The organism is Pseudoduganella rhizocola (assembly GCF_045984285.3).
Lineage (GTDB): Bacteria > Pseudomonadota > Gammaproteobacteria > Burkholderiales > Burkholderiaceae_D > Rugamonas.
Window position 1 is genome coordinate 484368 of the sequence record NZ_JBJQIK030000003.1, and the last position, 14724, is coordinate 499091.

General features: G+C 68.4%; 10 protein-coding genes. 9 read left to right on the forward strand and 1 reads right to left on the reverse strand.

What is annotated here, in order from left to right; all coding sequences use genetic code 11:
- Positions 1-4 precede the first annotated feature (4 nt).
- The 5 genes from ACJRPG_RS09475 to cphA are packed head-to-tail and all read left to right on the forward strand — an operon-like array spanning position 5 to position 6983.
- Positions 5-1456: an iron-containing redox enzyme family protein gene (locus ACJRPG_RS09475; RefSeq protein ID WP_407999815.1), complete on the forward strand. Its 1452-nt coding sequence runs from the start codon at positions 5-7 to the stop codon at positions 1454-1456.
- A gap of 33 nt (positions 1457-1489) precedes the next feature.
- Positions 1490-2494: a methyltransferase gene (locus ACJRPG_RS09480; protein ID WP_407999816.1), complete on the forward strand. Its 1005-nt coding sequence runs from the start codon at positions 1490-1492 to the stop codon at positions 2492-2494.
- 15 nt (positions 2495-2509) lie between these two features.
- Positions 2510-3412 carry an isoaspartyl peptidase/L-asparaginase gene (locus ACJRPG_RS09485; protein ID WP_407999817.1) on the forward strand — a complete coding sequence of 301 codons (903 nt, stop codon included), beginning with the start codon at positions 2510-2512 and terminating at the stop codon, positions 3410-3412.
- A complete protein-coding gene (locus ACJRPG_RS09490; protein WP_407999818.1) occupies positions 3409-4314 on the forward strand; it encodes a cyanophycinase in 906 nt (301 codons plus the stop codon). Before ACJRPG_RS09485 ends, ACJRPG_RS09490 begins: the two co-directional genes overlap by 4 nt.
- Entirely contained in the window at positions 4311-6983 is a 2673-nt protein-coding gene (gene cphA / locus ACJRPG_RS09495; protein ID WP_407999819.1) for a cyanophycin synthetase, read from the forward strand. Before ACJRPG_RS09490 ends, cphA begins: the two co-directional genes overlap by 4 nt.
- Here the strand turns inward: cphA and ACJRPG_RS09500 are convergent.
- A complete protein-coding gene (locus tag ACJRPG_RS09500) occupies positions 6974-9199 on the reverse strand; it encodes a hybrid sensor histidine kinase/response regulator (protein WP_407999820.1) in 2226 nt (741 codons plus the stop codon). The genes cphA and ACJRPG_RS09500 overlap by 10 nt on opposite strands.
- Positions 9200-9357: 158 nt before the next feature.
- On the opposite strand from ACJRPG_RS09500, the gene ACJRPG_RS09505 reads away from it, so the two are divergent.
- The 4 genes from ACJRPG_RS09505 (at position 9358) to galK (ending at position 14721) form a co-directional block, all read left to right on the forward strand.
- Entirely contained in the window at positions 9358-10968 is a 1611-nt protein-coding gene (locus ACJRPG_RS09505) for an ABC-F family ATP-binding cassette domain-containing protein (protein ID WP_407999821.1), read from the forward strand.
- Positions 10969-11010: 42 nt separating this feature from the next.
- Positions 11011-12303 carry an NCS2 family permease gene (locus ACJRPG_RS09510; RefSeq protein WP_407999996.1) on the forward strand — a complete coding sequence of 431 codons (1293 nt, stop codon included), beginning with the start codon at positions 11011-11013 and terminating at the stop codon, positions 12301-12303.
- A 247-nt stretch (positions 12304-12550) separates the two neighbouring features.
- Positions 12551-13642, forward strand: coding sequence for a galactose-1-phosphate uridylyltransferase (gene galT, locus ACJRPG_RS09515; RefSeq protein WP_407999822.1), 1092 nt, complete (start codon positions 12551-12553; stop codon positions 13640-13642).
- Complete coding sequence (gene galK / locus ACJRPG_RS09520) at positions 13639-14721, forward strand: galactokinase (RefSeq protein ID WP_407999823.1); 1083 nt, start codon at positions 13639-13641, stop codon at positions 14719-14721. Before galT ends, galK begins: the two co-directional genes overlap by 4 nt.
- Positions 14722-14724 lie beyond the last annotated feature (3 nt).

Below are 14724 nucleotides of genomic sequence, written 5' to 3' on the forward strand. Positions count from 1 at the left end.
CTTTATGCACACCGCCTACGCCACGCTTCCCCAGTCCGAAACCGCCATGCCGGAGGACGGCGCCAAGCCGGTCTACCTGGCCTTGTCGAACTCTGACAATTGCGAGCTTGCCGCCCGCTTCCTCGACCAGCAACTCGCGCTGGCCCAGGCCATGCCCTGCGAATTGCCGTCTGCGGTAAACGAGATCGCAGACTGGATCACCCGCCACACGGATACCGTCGGCGCCCAGTACAAGGAGTACCTTGCCGACCGCAAGGCTGGCGCGCCGCGCCGCTACTTCGCCAGCAAATCCCAGGCCCTGTACTTCCTCAAGAGCGTTGCGCCCACCAAGCTGGTGGACGGCGCCTGGCTGTACGGCGTGCTGGAACGCTGGGACGACGCCGACTTCCTGCCCCTGATCCGCATCTACCTCGAAGAACTGGGCAACGGGGTGCCGGACAAGAACCACGTCCTCATTTACAAGAAGCTGCTGGCCGTGCATGGCTGCGACCAGTGGCAGGACCTGGGCGAGCGCCACTTCGTACAGGGCGCCATCCAGCTTGCCCTGGCCCAGAACGCAGAAAGCTACCTGCCCGAGCTGATCGGCTACAACCTCGGCTACGAACAGCTGCCGCTGCACCTGCTGATCACCTCCTACGAGCTGAATGAGCTGGGCATCGATCCCTACTACTTCACGCTGCACGTCACCGTGGACAATGCCGCCACCGGCCATGCCCAGACCGCGCTGCAAGGCCTGCTGCAGATCATGCCGCGCGTGGGCGACGACGCCGCCTTCCTGCGCCGCGTGGCCAACGGCTTCCGCCTGAACGACCTGGGCATGGGCACGGTGGAGGCGATCCGCTCCTTCGACCTGGAAAAGGAAACCGTCGCCATGCTGGCGGCGAAGAGCGTGGTCGGCAAGAACATGCATTCGGACTACTGCCGCGTGGGCGGGCGCACCGTCAACGACTGGCTGTCCGACCCCGCACAGATTCCGGAGTTCCTGTCGCGCCTTGAACAGCAGGGCTGGATCAGGCGCGGCGAAGCGGCTGAGAACAGCCGTTTCTGGAAGCTGATCCAGGGCGAGCGCGCCGAAATGTTCGGCGTGTTCAGTCCCTATGAACAGCAGCTGCTGGCCGACTGGATCGCGACGCCGCGCGATGGCGAGGAGGCGCCCGCCGCACCGCGCGCACTCACCCACCGCGCCCTGCAGCGCAGCATCGATACGCTGGGCCAGGACGCCGTGCCGTCCCAGCGCAGCAGCGCGCCGCGGGGCCTGATCCGCTACCGCTTCCCGGCCGACGAACACGCCTGGGAAACCATAGGCTGCGAGCTGCGGCTGCTGGAGGCGCAGCTGGCGGCTTCGTCCAGCAAGGACGAGGCGATGGCCATCCTGCTGCGCCTGATGTCGCCCGCCATGCACCATACCTCGGCCGGCCTGATGGCGACGCGTATCTTCAGCCGCCTGGTGAACTGAACCCGATCCACCCTTTTTTGCAGCGAGCCAGAGATGAGCATCCTGAGCGGCAATGCCGGCCGGCAGTTCCTGTTGCATGCGCCGTTCAGTTTCAGTCCGCAGGCATGCGCGCTGCTGGAACTGGGACGGGCCCTGCGCGACAGCGGCTATTCCTTCACCACCGTCACGCCCGCCACCCATGCCAGGGTGCGGGCCCGTTGCGAGCGCGTCTGGGCGCGCGACCTGTGCGACATCTTCGGCTGGAGCCGGCCGTTCCAGGCCGACGCTCTGTCACCGCGCCTGCTCAAGCTGATGATGGAAGCTGGCATCGCCCAGCCCCACCGCGACGGCTGGCGCGCCACCCTGCGCGCCTCCTCGCTGGGCGGCCAGCTGTATTTCCATTCGGCCTATCCCACCAGCGATGCGGACGCCGTGTTCTTCGGCCCGGACACCTACCGCTTCGCGCGCGCCCTGCGCGCGGAGCTGGACCTGATGGATGTGCGCGGCCAGCAGGTGCGGCGCGCGGCCGATATCGGCGCGGGCAGCGGCGCGGGCGCGGTCGAAGTGGCGCTGCGCTATCTGCAGGCCGAGGTGCTGGCGCTGGATATCAACGACCAGGCCCTGCAGCTGTGCGAGGTGAACGCCGCGCTGGCGCAGCTGGGCAATATCCGCACCCGGCACAGCGACCTGCTGCAGGATACGGCAGGCGATTTCGACCTCTTGGTATCGAACCCGCCCTATCTGCTGGACGCCGGCGAGCGCCGCTACCGCCACGGCGGCGGCGAACTGGGCGCGGGGCTCTCGCTGCGGCTGCTGGAGCAATCGATAACGCGGCTGGCGCCCGGCGGTTCGCTGCTGCTCTACACCGGCGTGGCCATCGTGGGGGGCCAGGACCCATTCCTGCAGCGCGCCGGCCAGATGCTGAAGCGCGCCGGCCTGCGCTGGACCTATGAAGAGATCGACCCGGACGTGTTCGGCGAAGAGCTGGAAGAACCGGCCTACCGCGCCGCGGACCGCATCGCCGCCGTCTGGCTGAAAGCCACAAGACCACAACATTGAAGTAACGGGAGAAGCATGACTCAGCAAGAACTGAAGCCTGTCGTCGTGGTGCACGGCGGCGCCGGCGGCAGCCGTGCCGACGACGATGGCTGCGTGCACGCGGCGCGCCGCGGCATGTCGGAAATGAACAGGGGCGCGCTGGCGGCCGCCACTGCCGCCGTGGTGGCGCTGGAGGACGACGGCCGCTACAACGCAGGCAGCGGCTCGGTGCTCTGCCTCGACGGCGCCACCATCGAAATGGACGCGGCGGTGATGGATTCCAACGGAAAACTGGGCGCGGTGGCCTGCATCCAGCGCGTGCGCAATCCGGTCCTGGTGGCGCGGGCCGTGGCGGACACGCCGCACTGGCTGCTGGCGGGCGACGGAGCGGAACGCTTTGCGCGCATCGCGGGCATTCCGCCGTACTACCACGCAAGCGAGCGTGCGCGGCGCAAGCACGATGAGCTGCTGCGCAAGCTGGCCGGTGCGCAGGCCGCCCTGCCCGGCGTGGCCAATGCTGCCTTCAGCCATTACTGGAACTACGCGGCGCCGCCGCAGTTCGCAACCGAGGACGGCTGCGACACCGTGGGCGCCGTGGCGCGCGACGGCGCAGGCAACTTCGCGGCAGCCTGCTCTACCGGCGGCTCCGCGCCCTCGCTGCTGGGCCGCGTGGGCGACACGCCCATCATCGGCAGCGGCTTCTATGCGGGCAAGCTGGGCGCGGTGGCGGTGACGGGCATCGGCGAGCATATCGTGCGCCGCCTGCTGGCGCATACGGTCTACCAGTGGCTGGCCGAAGGCATGCCGATGGAAGAAGCGCTGGAGGCAGGCATCGCCCTGTTCCCGCGCGAGATCGACGTCGGCATCATCGCCGTCAACCGCAAGGAAAGCGGTGCGCGCAGCAACAAGGATATGCCGCGTGCGGAGGTGTCTGCGTGAACGAAGAGGCCATCGACCGCAGCCAGCACGGCCACCTGGTGATTATCGGCGGCCATGAGGACCGCGAGAACAGCAAGGAAATCCTGAGCCGTTTCGTGGAACTGTGCGGCGGCGCGGGCAGCCGCATCGCCGTCATCACGGCCGCTTCGCGCGTGCCGGACGAGATGTGGCACCGCTATTCCACCGTGTTCGGCGAGCTTGGCGTGGACGGCATGCTGCGTGTGGACGTGCCCGAGCGCGCCACCGCCAATGACGCGGAACTGGCGGCAAAGGTAAGGGAATGCGACGGCATCTTCATGACCGGCGGCGACCAGAAGCGGCTGCTGGCCATGATCGGCGGCACGCTGCTGGATGAAGCCATGCACGCCGCACTGAAGAACCGCGGCGCCTGCATCGGCGGCACCAGCGCCGGCGCCTCGGCCATGTGCGGCCACATGCTGGCCGAAGGCAAGGCCGACCTGCTGCCGGAAAAAGGCTCGGTGAGCCTGGGCGCAGGCCTCGGCTTCGTGCAGCGCGTGGTGATCGACCAGCACTTCTCGGAACGCCACCGGCTGGCCCGCCTGCTCACCATTGTGGCGCAGAACCCCTACCTGCAAGGCATTGGCATTGATGAAAACACGGCGCTGGTGGTGGAGCGCGGCGTCGGCATCGAAGTGATCGGCGGCGGCACCGTGACCATTGTGGACGGCCGCAACCTGATCTCGAACGTGGCCGACATCCCGGGCGGCGCCACGCCGGAGCTGATCGATGTGCGCCTGCATCTGCTTCCTGCCGGCAGCAGCTATGCGCTGCCGGAAGAAATCAACCACCCGCACCAGCTGCCGCCGCAGTCGACCCGCAACGCCCCGGAAGCGCTGACCGACTTCCTGCGCAACGTCACCAAAAGGAATCCCGTTTCATGAAAATCATCGAACAGCGCGTGCTGCGCGGACCCAACCTGTATGCAACGCGCTCCTGCCTGCTGACCATCATCGACCTGCAGGACCTGGGCGGCGTCTACTCCAGCGAGCTGGATGGCTTTGCGGAGCGCCTGCTGGCGCTGCTGCCCAGCCTGATGTCGCACCGCTGCTCGCCCGGCCACCATGGCGGTTTCGCCGAGCGCCTGCGCGACGGCACCTATATGGGCCATATCGTGGAGCACGTGGCGCTGGAACTGCAATGCCTGGCGGGCAGCAAGGCCGGCTTCGGCCGCACCCGCCGCGTGCGCGGCCAGCCCGGCGTCTACCGCGTGGTATGCGCCTACCGCCTTGAGCCGGTGGGCATCGAAGCCTTCGACATCGCGATGGCACTGGTCGATGCGCTGGCCCACGGCGGCGGCTTCGATCTGGAAGCGCCGCTGGCTGCCTTGCGCCGCACGGCGGAGCGCCACGCCATCGGCCCCAGCACCGCCGCCATCCTGGCCGCGGCACGGCGCCGCGGCATTCCGTACTTCCGCCTCGGCGATACCGGCAACCTGTTCCAGCTGGGCTGGGGCAGCAGCCAGAAACGCCTGCAGGCCACCATGACGGGCGACGCCTCCAATATCGCCTGCCGCATCGCCAGCGACAAGCAGCTCACCAAGGAGCTGCTGAAGGAAGCAGGCCTGCCGGTGCCGGGCGGCACGGTGGTAACGAGCGCCGAAGAGGCTTTGCGCGCGGCGCGCCGCCTGCGCGGCATTGTTACCGTGAAGCCGCTGGATGCCAACCAGGGCAAGGGCGTCACCACGCGCTGCTGCACGCCGGAAGAGGTGCAGGAGGCCTGGGAGCAGGCCCGCAAGCATAGCCGCAGCGTGATCGTGGAGCGCTTTATCGAAGGCCAGGATTACCGCGTGCTGGTGACTGGCAACCGCGTGGCCGCGGCCGCGCTGCGCCGCCCCGCCGCCGTCACCGGCGACGGCATGCGCACGGTGCGCGAGCTGGTGGAGATCGAGAACCGCAACCCTGCGCGCGGCAAGGGCCACGGCAATATCCTGAGCGAGATCGTGCTCGACGCCCAGGCCGACGCCGAACTGCGCAAGCAGGGCCTGGACTCCGGCAGCATTCCGGCTGCCGGCCGGCGCGTGACGCTGCGCAGCAATGCCAACCTCTCCACCGGCGGCACGGCGGAGGATGTAACGGACCTGCTGCCGGAAGAAACGCGCGACATCTGCGTGCGCGCCGCGCGCAAGATCGGCCTCGATGTCGCCGGCATCGACCTGGTCTGCGCCGACATCGCACAGCCGCTGGAAGCCCAGCAAGGCGCCATCATCGAAGTGAACGCCGCGCCCGGCATCCGCATGCACCAGTACCCCGGCGCCGGCGAGCCGCGCGATGCCGGCGACGCCATCGTGCAGGCCATGTACGGCGACGACAATGGCCGCATTCCCGTCATCGCCATCACGGGCACCAACGGCAAGACCACGACCACCCTGATGACGGCCCATTGCGTGCGCCAGGCTGGCTTCCGCACCGGCGCCACCACAACGGAAGGGATCTACATCGACGGCAAGCGCATTGTGAAGGGCGACTGCAGCGGCTACTGGTCGGCCCGCACCGTGCTGACCGCGCCGGAAGTCGATTTCGCCGTGCTGGAAACGGCGCGCGGCGGCATCCTGAAGCGCGGCCTGGCCTTCGACCGCTGCGATGTGGCCGTGGTGCTGAATATCGCACCCGACCACCTCGGCCTGGACGGCGTTGACACCCTGCGCGACCTGGCCAGGGTGAAAGGCGTGGTGGCACGCGCCGCCGCGCGCTGCGCGGTGCTGAATGCCGATGACCCGAACTGCGTGCGCATGGCGGGCACCCTGAAGGACGACGTGGAAGTGCTGTACTTCTCGATGGACCCGGAGAATCCCGTGCTGCTGCGCCACCTGGACCGGGAAGGCCGCGCGGCCTACCTGCAGGACGGCATGCTGGTGATTGCCGACGGCACCCGCCACCACGCCCTGCTGCGCGCGCGCGACATGCCCTCCACCCTGGGCGGCCACGCACGCTACAACATCGCCAACGGCCTGGCCAGCGCGGCCGCGCTGATGGCGGCCGGCTTCGGCAACGAGTACATCGCGGCCGGCCTGGCCAGCTTCGTCTCGGATGGCCGCAGCAATCCGCTGCGCAGCAATGTATTCGACGTGAACGGCATCACCGTCGTAGTGGACTACGCCCATAATCCGGCCGCCTATGCCGCGCTGGCCGAAATGGCGCAGAGCCTCACGCACCAGCGCGTCGTGGGGGTGATCACCACGCCGGGCGACCGGCGCGACCAGGACATGCGCGAAGTGGGCCGCACCTGCGCCGTGGGCTTCGATGAAGTCGTGATCTACGAATCGCAGAACCGGGGCCGCGCAACCGGCGAATCGGCGCAGATGATGCTCGATGGCGCCATGGCCAGCGGCGCCTTGCGTGAAGCCATCCATGCGCGGCTCAATGGCCGCGAAGCCTTCCGCTTCGGCCTGAGCCTGTGCAAGCCGGGCGATGTGATGGTGTTCGCCTGCGGCTCGTCGCTCAGCGAAGTGGTGGAAGCCCTGCGCGAGACGGACCCCGCCAGTGCGCAGCGCATTGCGGCCCAGGCGGCGCTGCCCCTGCCTTCATCCAGCCCGGCCCGGGTTCACGCCTGAGCGGAGCGCGGCAAGGCGGCCAGCGCCGCCTCCAGCGTCTCGCGCGACAGGGGCTTGGTGATGTGGCGGTCGAAGCCTGCATTCAGCGCGCGCTGGCGGTCGGCATCGGTGCCGTAGCCGGTCAGGGCCACCAGCTGCAGCTGCCGGGTCGCCGGGTCGGCGCGCAGCGTGCGCGCCACCTCATAGCCATCCATGCCCGGCAGCCCGATGTCGATGAAGGCCAGCTGCGGCAGCCAGCTGCGCGCCAGTGCGATGCCGGCCAGCCCGTCTTCGGCGCGGCGCACCTCGCAGCCGTGCAGTTCCAGCAGCATGCACATCATCTCGCGCGCATCGGCATTGTCTTCCACCAGCAGCACCCGCGGCGCACCGGGCCGCACATCCGCCGCGCCGGCGGCGGGCGGCGCACCGGCGGATCCCTCCGCGCCTGCCGCAAGCGGCAGCGTGATGCGCACGGTGGCGCCCTCGCCCTCCCCGGCGCTGCTGATATCGATGGTCCCCTCATGCATTTCCACCAGGCGGCGCACCAGCGTGAGGCCGATGCCCAGCCCGCCCTGGGTGCGCTGCAGGTTCTGCCGCCCCTGCACGAACACATTGAACACCTGCGGCAGCAGCTCTGCAGAGATGCCGCTGCCGTGGTCGCGCACCTGCAGCTCGGCGCGCCCCGCCTCCACGCCGACGGCCACTTCAATATCGCCGCCCGTCGGGCTGTACTTGATGGCGTTATCCAGCACATTGTCGATGATCTGCGCCAGCCGGGTGGGGTCCGCATGCACCGGCGCCGGCGCAAGGCGGACGCTGATGGCGCAGCCATTCAGCCGGCCTCCCTGCTGCAGCGTCTCCACGCACTGGCGGGCCACTTCGGCGAGGTCGATGCGCTGGCGGTTCAGGGCCAGCTTGCCCATCAGGGCGCGGTTTACCTCCAGCAGGTCGTCCACCAGCAGGCGCAGGTGCGTGGTCTGGCGCTGCAGCACCGCGTGCACCCGTTCGCGCGCCTCCGGCGTCCCCCGCTCCAGCACCGCCACCGCGCTGGCGATGGCGCTCAGGGGATTGCGCAGCTCATGGCCCAGCATGGCCAGGAATTCGTCCTTCGCCGCGTTCTGCTGCTCCGCATGCGCGCGCGCCGTCCTTTCCAGGCGCAGGGCTTCATTGCGCTCCTGTTCGGCGGCGGCGCGCGACTGCATCTCCTCCGCCAGCCGCTGCGCCGCGTCGCGCAAAGCCATGTTCAGGGCTTCCATTTCGCTGATGGGCGATACCGGCAGCTGCACTTCGGCCGCCTTGCCCGAGCCCAGCGCCACCGCCGCCGCCGAGGCGCGGCCGACAAAGCGCAGCAGCCGCCGTCCCGCGCTGATCGCCAGTGCCAGGGCGGACGCAATGGCGATCGTCAGCCCGGCCAGCGCCACCCACACGCCGCGCCACACGGCCTGGTCGACCTCCGTCACCGGGGCGCTGACGATGACGGTCCAGCGCGATTCCGGCAGCCGTACAAAGTAGTCGTAGCTCTCGATGCCGTCGGCGGTGGTATGGCGGAAGGCGCCGCTGTCGCCGGCCTTGATGGCATCCGCCACCACGGCCTGCGAGCGGCGCCCGACGAACTTCTCGGAGCCGTGGCTGCGCACGATGATGGTGTTGTTCTGGTCGAGGATGCCCACCCGCCAGTCCGCGGGAATGGCGCGGTCAGCGAACACGCGGGCGAAGTATGAGGGCGAATACGCCTGCGACATCACGTGCGGCGACCCGTCGCCGAGATGGAAAGGATGTTCCACCGCGACCAGGGTGTTCTTGAGCGCGGGCCCCCATTTCACGCCGCTGATCACGTCCGCGCCGTCCGCAATGGCCCGTTTCAGCACGTCGACGTCCGGCCGCACCAGCGTCCCGGCGCCGTAAGGCAGGCGCGTATTGATGCGCTGCGCGCCGTTGCGGTCATACAGGATGATCCAGGCGTCGTCGCCCGCATTGGCGCCTTTCGCCTCCGCATAGAAGCGCTCCATGTCGCCGCTCTCCAGCGCATGGGAATTCGCCAGCACGCGCAGCACCGATTTGGCGCGCTTGAGTTCCGCCTCCACCACCAGCGCCGAGGAACGCGCGCTCTCTTCCACCCGGCTGAGTGCGGCCTTGCGCTGGGCATTCAGGAGCAGGTCGAAGGCCACCGACGAAAAAATGGCCACCGGCGTCACGATCGAGAAGGCCAGCAGCAGGTAATGGGTGCGAAGTTTCATTACGGACATTTTATCCGAGCTGCTTGACACTGGCGCACAGCACGATACACTGTGCGCTTCTTCCGGAGCACCCACCCCAAATGACCATCTGAGCTTCCTTCCGCACATGACCGCAACGGTTCCGCCGCTGCGCCGACTTTGCCTGCCAGGGAGTTCTTATGCCTGTTTCCATTGCATTGCGCCATGCGGCGCTGCGCCTGCCATCCGGCCGGCTGCTGTTCGAAGACCTCGATTTCACCTTCCATCACGGCCTGACCGGCCTTGTCGGCGCCAATGGCGCGGGCAAGAGCATGCTGGCGCGGGTGCTGGCCGGCGAGATCATGCCCACTTCCGGCGCCATCCAGCGCCAGGGCAGCGTGCTGCGGGTAGCGCAGGAGCTCAACCCCGGGCCGCAGGACACCGTCGCGGCCCTCGCCGGCCTTGCCCCGCTGTTCGCAGCACTGGCGCGCGTGGAGAGCGGCGCCATGGACGACGGCGACCTCGAACTGCTGGACGGGCACTGGGCGCTGCCCGCCGCCTTCGTCCAGGCCCTGCGCGAGGCGGGACTGCCCGCGCTCGGTACGGACAGCCCGGCGGCGGCGCTGAGCGGCGGCGAACGCATGCGCGTTGCGCTGGCGGGCGCCTTCCTGTCCGGCGCCGATATGCTGATTCTGGATGAACCGAGCAACCACCTCGATGACGGCGGGCGCACCTGGCTGGCGGAGAACCTGCGCCGGTGGCCCGGCGCCGCCATCGTCGTCAGCCACGACCGCACGCTGCTGGAGCAGGTGGAGCGCATCGTGGAGCTGGACGCGCAAGGCCTGCACGCCTACGGCGGCAATTACAGCCTGTACCGCGCGCAGCGCGATGCGGAACAGGCCGGTGCGCTGGCTGCGCTGGAACATGCGCGCAAGGAGCGTGATGCCGGCCTGCGCGAGCTGCGCCGCCAGCACGATGCGCAACTGGCGCGCGCCAGCCGCGGCGCCAAAGCGGGCAAGGAAGCCAATATGCCGAAGATCGCGCTCGGCATGCTGCGCAACCGCGCCGAGGGCTTCGCCGGGCGCGACGCTGCGCGGCGCGAGGCAGCCCGCGGGCAGCTCGGCGACGCCGTGCGCAGCGCCGCCGCCCGCGTGGCGCAGGAGCAGCCGCGCGCGCTGATGATGCCGGAAACGGCCGTGCCGGCCGGCCGCCGCGTGTTCGAACTGGATGCCGCCGTGCCGCCGTGGCCGCCGAACGCAGCGGCGCTGGACCTGGTGCTGGCCGGCCCGGTGCGGCTGGCCATCAGCGGCCCCAATGGCTGCGGCAAGTCCACGCTGCTGCGCATGCTGGCCGGGGAACTGGCGCCGCGTTCCGGCAGCTGTCGCTGCGGCCTGCCTTACGCCTGGCTGGACCAGCACGCGAGCGCCCTGCTGCCGCCCGGCCGCACGGTGCTGGAGCGCCTGCGGGAACTGGACAGCCCCTCGCCGGAGGGCGTGCTGCGCAGCCGCCTCGCCCTGCTCGGCCTCACGGCGGACCAGGTGCAGACGCCGGCCGAAGCGCTCAGCGGCGGGGAACGGCTGAAGGCGGCGCTGGCCTGCGCGCTGTGGCGTGCCCAGGCCGCGCAACTGCTGCTGCTCGATGAGCCGACCAACCATCTCGACCTGGCTTCGACCGAGGCGCTGGAACAGGCGCTGGCCGATTATCCCGGCGCCATGGCCGTGGTCTCGCATGACCCGCGCTTCCTTGCGGCGCTGTCGCCTACCCACACCCTGCAATGGACCGGCGCCCGCTGGCAGCTGGAGGAATGCTGATGGTATGCTGTGCCATCGACAAGGAGGGAGGCCAGGGTGACGATCGCTGAAAAACTGTTCAGGCTCAGGGAAAGCGGCAGCGACGTGCGCACGGAGCTGATCGCGGGCGCCACCACCTTCCTCACCATGGCTTACATCATCTTCGTCAACCCCACCATCCTGGCCGATGCGGGCATGCCGAAGGAAGCGGTATTCGTGGCCACCTGCATTGCCGCGGCATTGGGCAGCGCCATCATGGGCCTGTACGCCAACTACCCCATCGGCATGGCGCCCGGCATGGGGCTGAACGCCTACTTCGCCTATGCCGTGGTGCTGGGCATGGGGGTGCCCTGGCAGACGGCGCTCGGCGCGGTCTTCATCTCCGGCTGCCTGTTCGTGCTGGTGAGCGTGTTCGGGCTGCGCGAGATGATCGTCAACGGCATACCGCCCTCGCTGCGCACGGCGATCACGGCAGGCCTGGGGCTGTTCCTCGCCCTGATCGCGCTGAAGAGCGCAGGCATCGTGACGGCCAGCCCGGCCACCATGGTAACGGTCGGCGACCTGCACAAACCGGCCGCGCTGATGGCCATTGCCGGTTTCCTGCTGATCGTCACCCTCGACCGCCTGAAAGTACGGGGCGCCATCCTGGTCGGGATCGCCGCCATTACGGTGCTCAGCTTCTTTTTCGGCGGCAACCGCTTCAACGGCGTGTTCTCGGCGCCGCCCTCGCTCGCGCCCACCTTCCTGCAGCTGGACATTCCGGGCGCGCTCGGCGCGGGCATCCTGAATGTGGTGCTGGTGTTCTTCCTGGTGGAACTGTTCGATGCCACCGGCACGCTGATGGGCGTGGCCAGCCGCGCCGGCCTGCTCACGGGCGGCAAGATGGCAAGGCTGAACAAGGCCCTGCTGGCGGACAGCGGCGCCATCGTCGCCGGCTCGGTACTCGGCACCTCGAGCACCACGGCCTATGTGGAAAGCGCCGCGGGCGTGCAGGCCGGCGGGCGCACCGGCCTGACGGCGCTGGTGGTGGCCCTGCTTTTCCTGTCCTGCCTCTTCATCGCACCGCTGGCCGCGGCGGTGCCCGCCTACGCCACGGCCCCTGCCCTGCTGTTTGTGGCCTGCCTGATGCTGCGCGATCTGGGCGATATCGAGTGGAACGACACCACGGAAAGCATCCCTGCAGCAGTCACCGCGCTGCTGATTCCCTTCACCTATTCCATCGCGCACGGCATTGCCTTCGGCTTCATCACCTATGCCGCGCTCAAACTGCTGACCGGCCAATGGCGCATGGTGAAGCCCATTGTGTGGATCATTGCCGCCGCGTTCGTATTCAAGTACGTCTATATCGGCGTTTAGGACTTCGGACGGCAGGCATACACGGCGTCGGCAGCAGCCGCGCGCCTTTGCAGGACCACTCCTACAAAAAGTCACCGTGTTTACACTGCGCCCATTCATGCGCGCCCCTTTGCCCGGAACATAAACCGCCAGTTACATACTGTTCAGCCAGAGAGCAGTTTCTTTCAGCGCGGAATTGAAAAACCGGCAAAGCGCTAATTGATAGGATTTCCATTCGCGTCAATCCCGGCGCAATGAAATGTCTATCATGCACACACTCGACCTGGTCAAGCCTGACGGCCGCAACATCACGCTGTACAGCCGGAATCCGATTTCGGCCATTGCGAGTGCGCCCAGCCCTTTTGCCGACCCGCTCGGCGCCAATCCGCACCTGCGCTGGCACCCGCTGCGCGGCGAATGGGTCACCTATGCCGCCTTCCGCCAGAACCGCACCTTCCTGCCGCCGCCGGAATACAATCCGCTGGCCGTCACGCGCGATGAAGCGGCGCCCACCGAGATGCCGCCGGGCGATTATGAAGTGGCGGTGTTCGACAACCGCTTTCCTTCGCTGTCGCTGGCCTCGCACGATCCGCCGCAACTGCATGTGCCGACAGCCGCCGCCGCAGGCCATTGCGAAGTGGTGGTGTTTACGCAGGATCCGAAAGCATCGCTGGCGGGCCTGGACCTGCCCCGCATCGAACTGCTGCTGAAGGTATGGGCCGACCGCACCGCACGCGTGCAGGGCCGCGGCGGCATCCAGTACGTGCTGCCTTTCGAGAACCGTGGCGCGGAAGTGGGCGTCACGCTGCACCATCCGCACGGCCAGATCTACTCCTATCCCTTCGTGCCGCCGGTGCCGGCGCGCATGCTGTCACAGGAAGCGGCCTATTACGAACAGCACCAGCGCAATATGCTGTGCGACATGGTGCGCGATGAAATCGAGAGCGGTGCACGCCTGCTGTACCGGGGCGAGCATGCCGTGGCCTTCGTGCCGGTGTGTGCGCGCTACCCCTATGAAGTGTGGGTGATGCCGAGCGCGCCCTGCCCCAGCTTTACCGCCCTGAGCGACGCGCAGCGCAGCGACCTCGCGCGCGCCCTCAAGACCGTGCTGCTGAAGTACGAAGGCCTGTGGCAGCGCCCCTTCCCCTACCTGATGGCCTGGTACCAGGCGCCCACCGACGGCAAGGAACATCCGGAAACGCAGCTGCACGCGCAGTTCTATCCGCCCTACCGCACGAAAGAACGCCTGAAATACCTGGCCGGCACCGAACTTGGCGCAGGCATGTTCGCGATGGACGTGCTGCCCGAGGAGAAAGCCGCCGAGCTGCAGGCGGTGCAAGTGACGCTGGAGGAGCAATGAAATCGCCCAACGACTTCTTCGGCTCCGCGCCCGAAGTCCATACCTGGGCGCCGGGCCGCGTCAACCTGCTGGGCGAGCACACCGACTACAACGACGGCTATATGCTGCCCATCGCCACGCCGCAGCGCACCGACGTGATGGCGGACCGCAGCGGCGACGGCCGCTTCCATATCTATTCGTCCACCCTGGATGAAACGGTGGAATTCGACGCCGACGAGCCGGCGCCGCCAGGCTTTGCGCGCTATATGGAGGGCTGCATCCGCCTGCTGCAGCAGCGCGGCGTGCAGATCCCGCCGCTGAAGATGTATGTGCGCTCCAACCTGGCGCTGGGCAGCGGCCTGTCCAGCAGCGCGGCGCTGGAAGTGGCCACGCTGCGCGCCCTGCGCACCATGCTGAAAGCAGAACTGGACGGCGTCACGCTGGCGCAGATTGCGCAGCAGGCCGAGATCCAGTACGCGGGCGTGAACTGCGGGATCATGGACCAGATGGCATCCAGCCTGGCCGACACCCAGCACATGCTCTTCCTCGACGCCCGTACGCTGGACGCGCGCCTGCTGCCGCTGCCCGCCGGTGCGGAAATCATCGTGATCGATTCCGGCGTGCCGCGCAAGCTGGCCGCCAGCAAATACAACGAGCGCCGCGCCGAATGCGAGGCGGCAGCCGGCATGCTGGGCGTGCAGGCGCTGCGCGATGTGGCGCGCCTGGCCGACGTGGAAAAGCTTCCCTCGCCGATCCGCGAGCGGGCCCGCCACGTGGTGAGCGAGAACCTGCGCGTACTGGAAGCGGCCGACGGCGGCAGCGCGGTCAGCGCGGAACGCTTCGGTGAGCTCATGAACGAATCGCACGCCAGCCTGCGCGACGACTACCAGGTATCGATTCCCGAACTCGATGAACTGACCGAAGTGCTGCGCAAGCAGCCCGGCGTGTTCGGGGCGCGCCTGACGGGCGCCGGCTTCGGCGGCGCCTGCGTAGCGCTGTGCAAGGCCGGCAGCGCCGCCGGCACCGGCGAGATGGTGGTGAACCGATTCAACGCAGCGGGGGGACAGGCCCGCCTGCTGATACCAGCTCCACAACAATGAGGA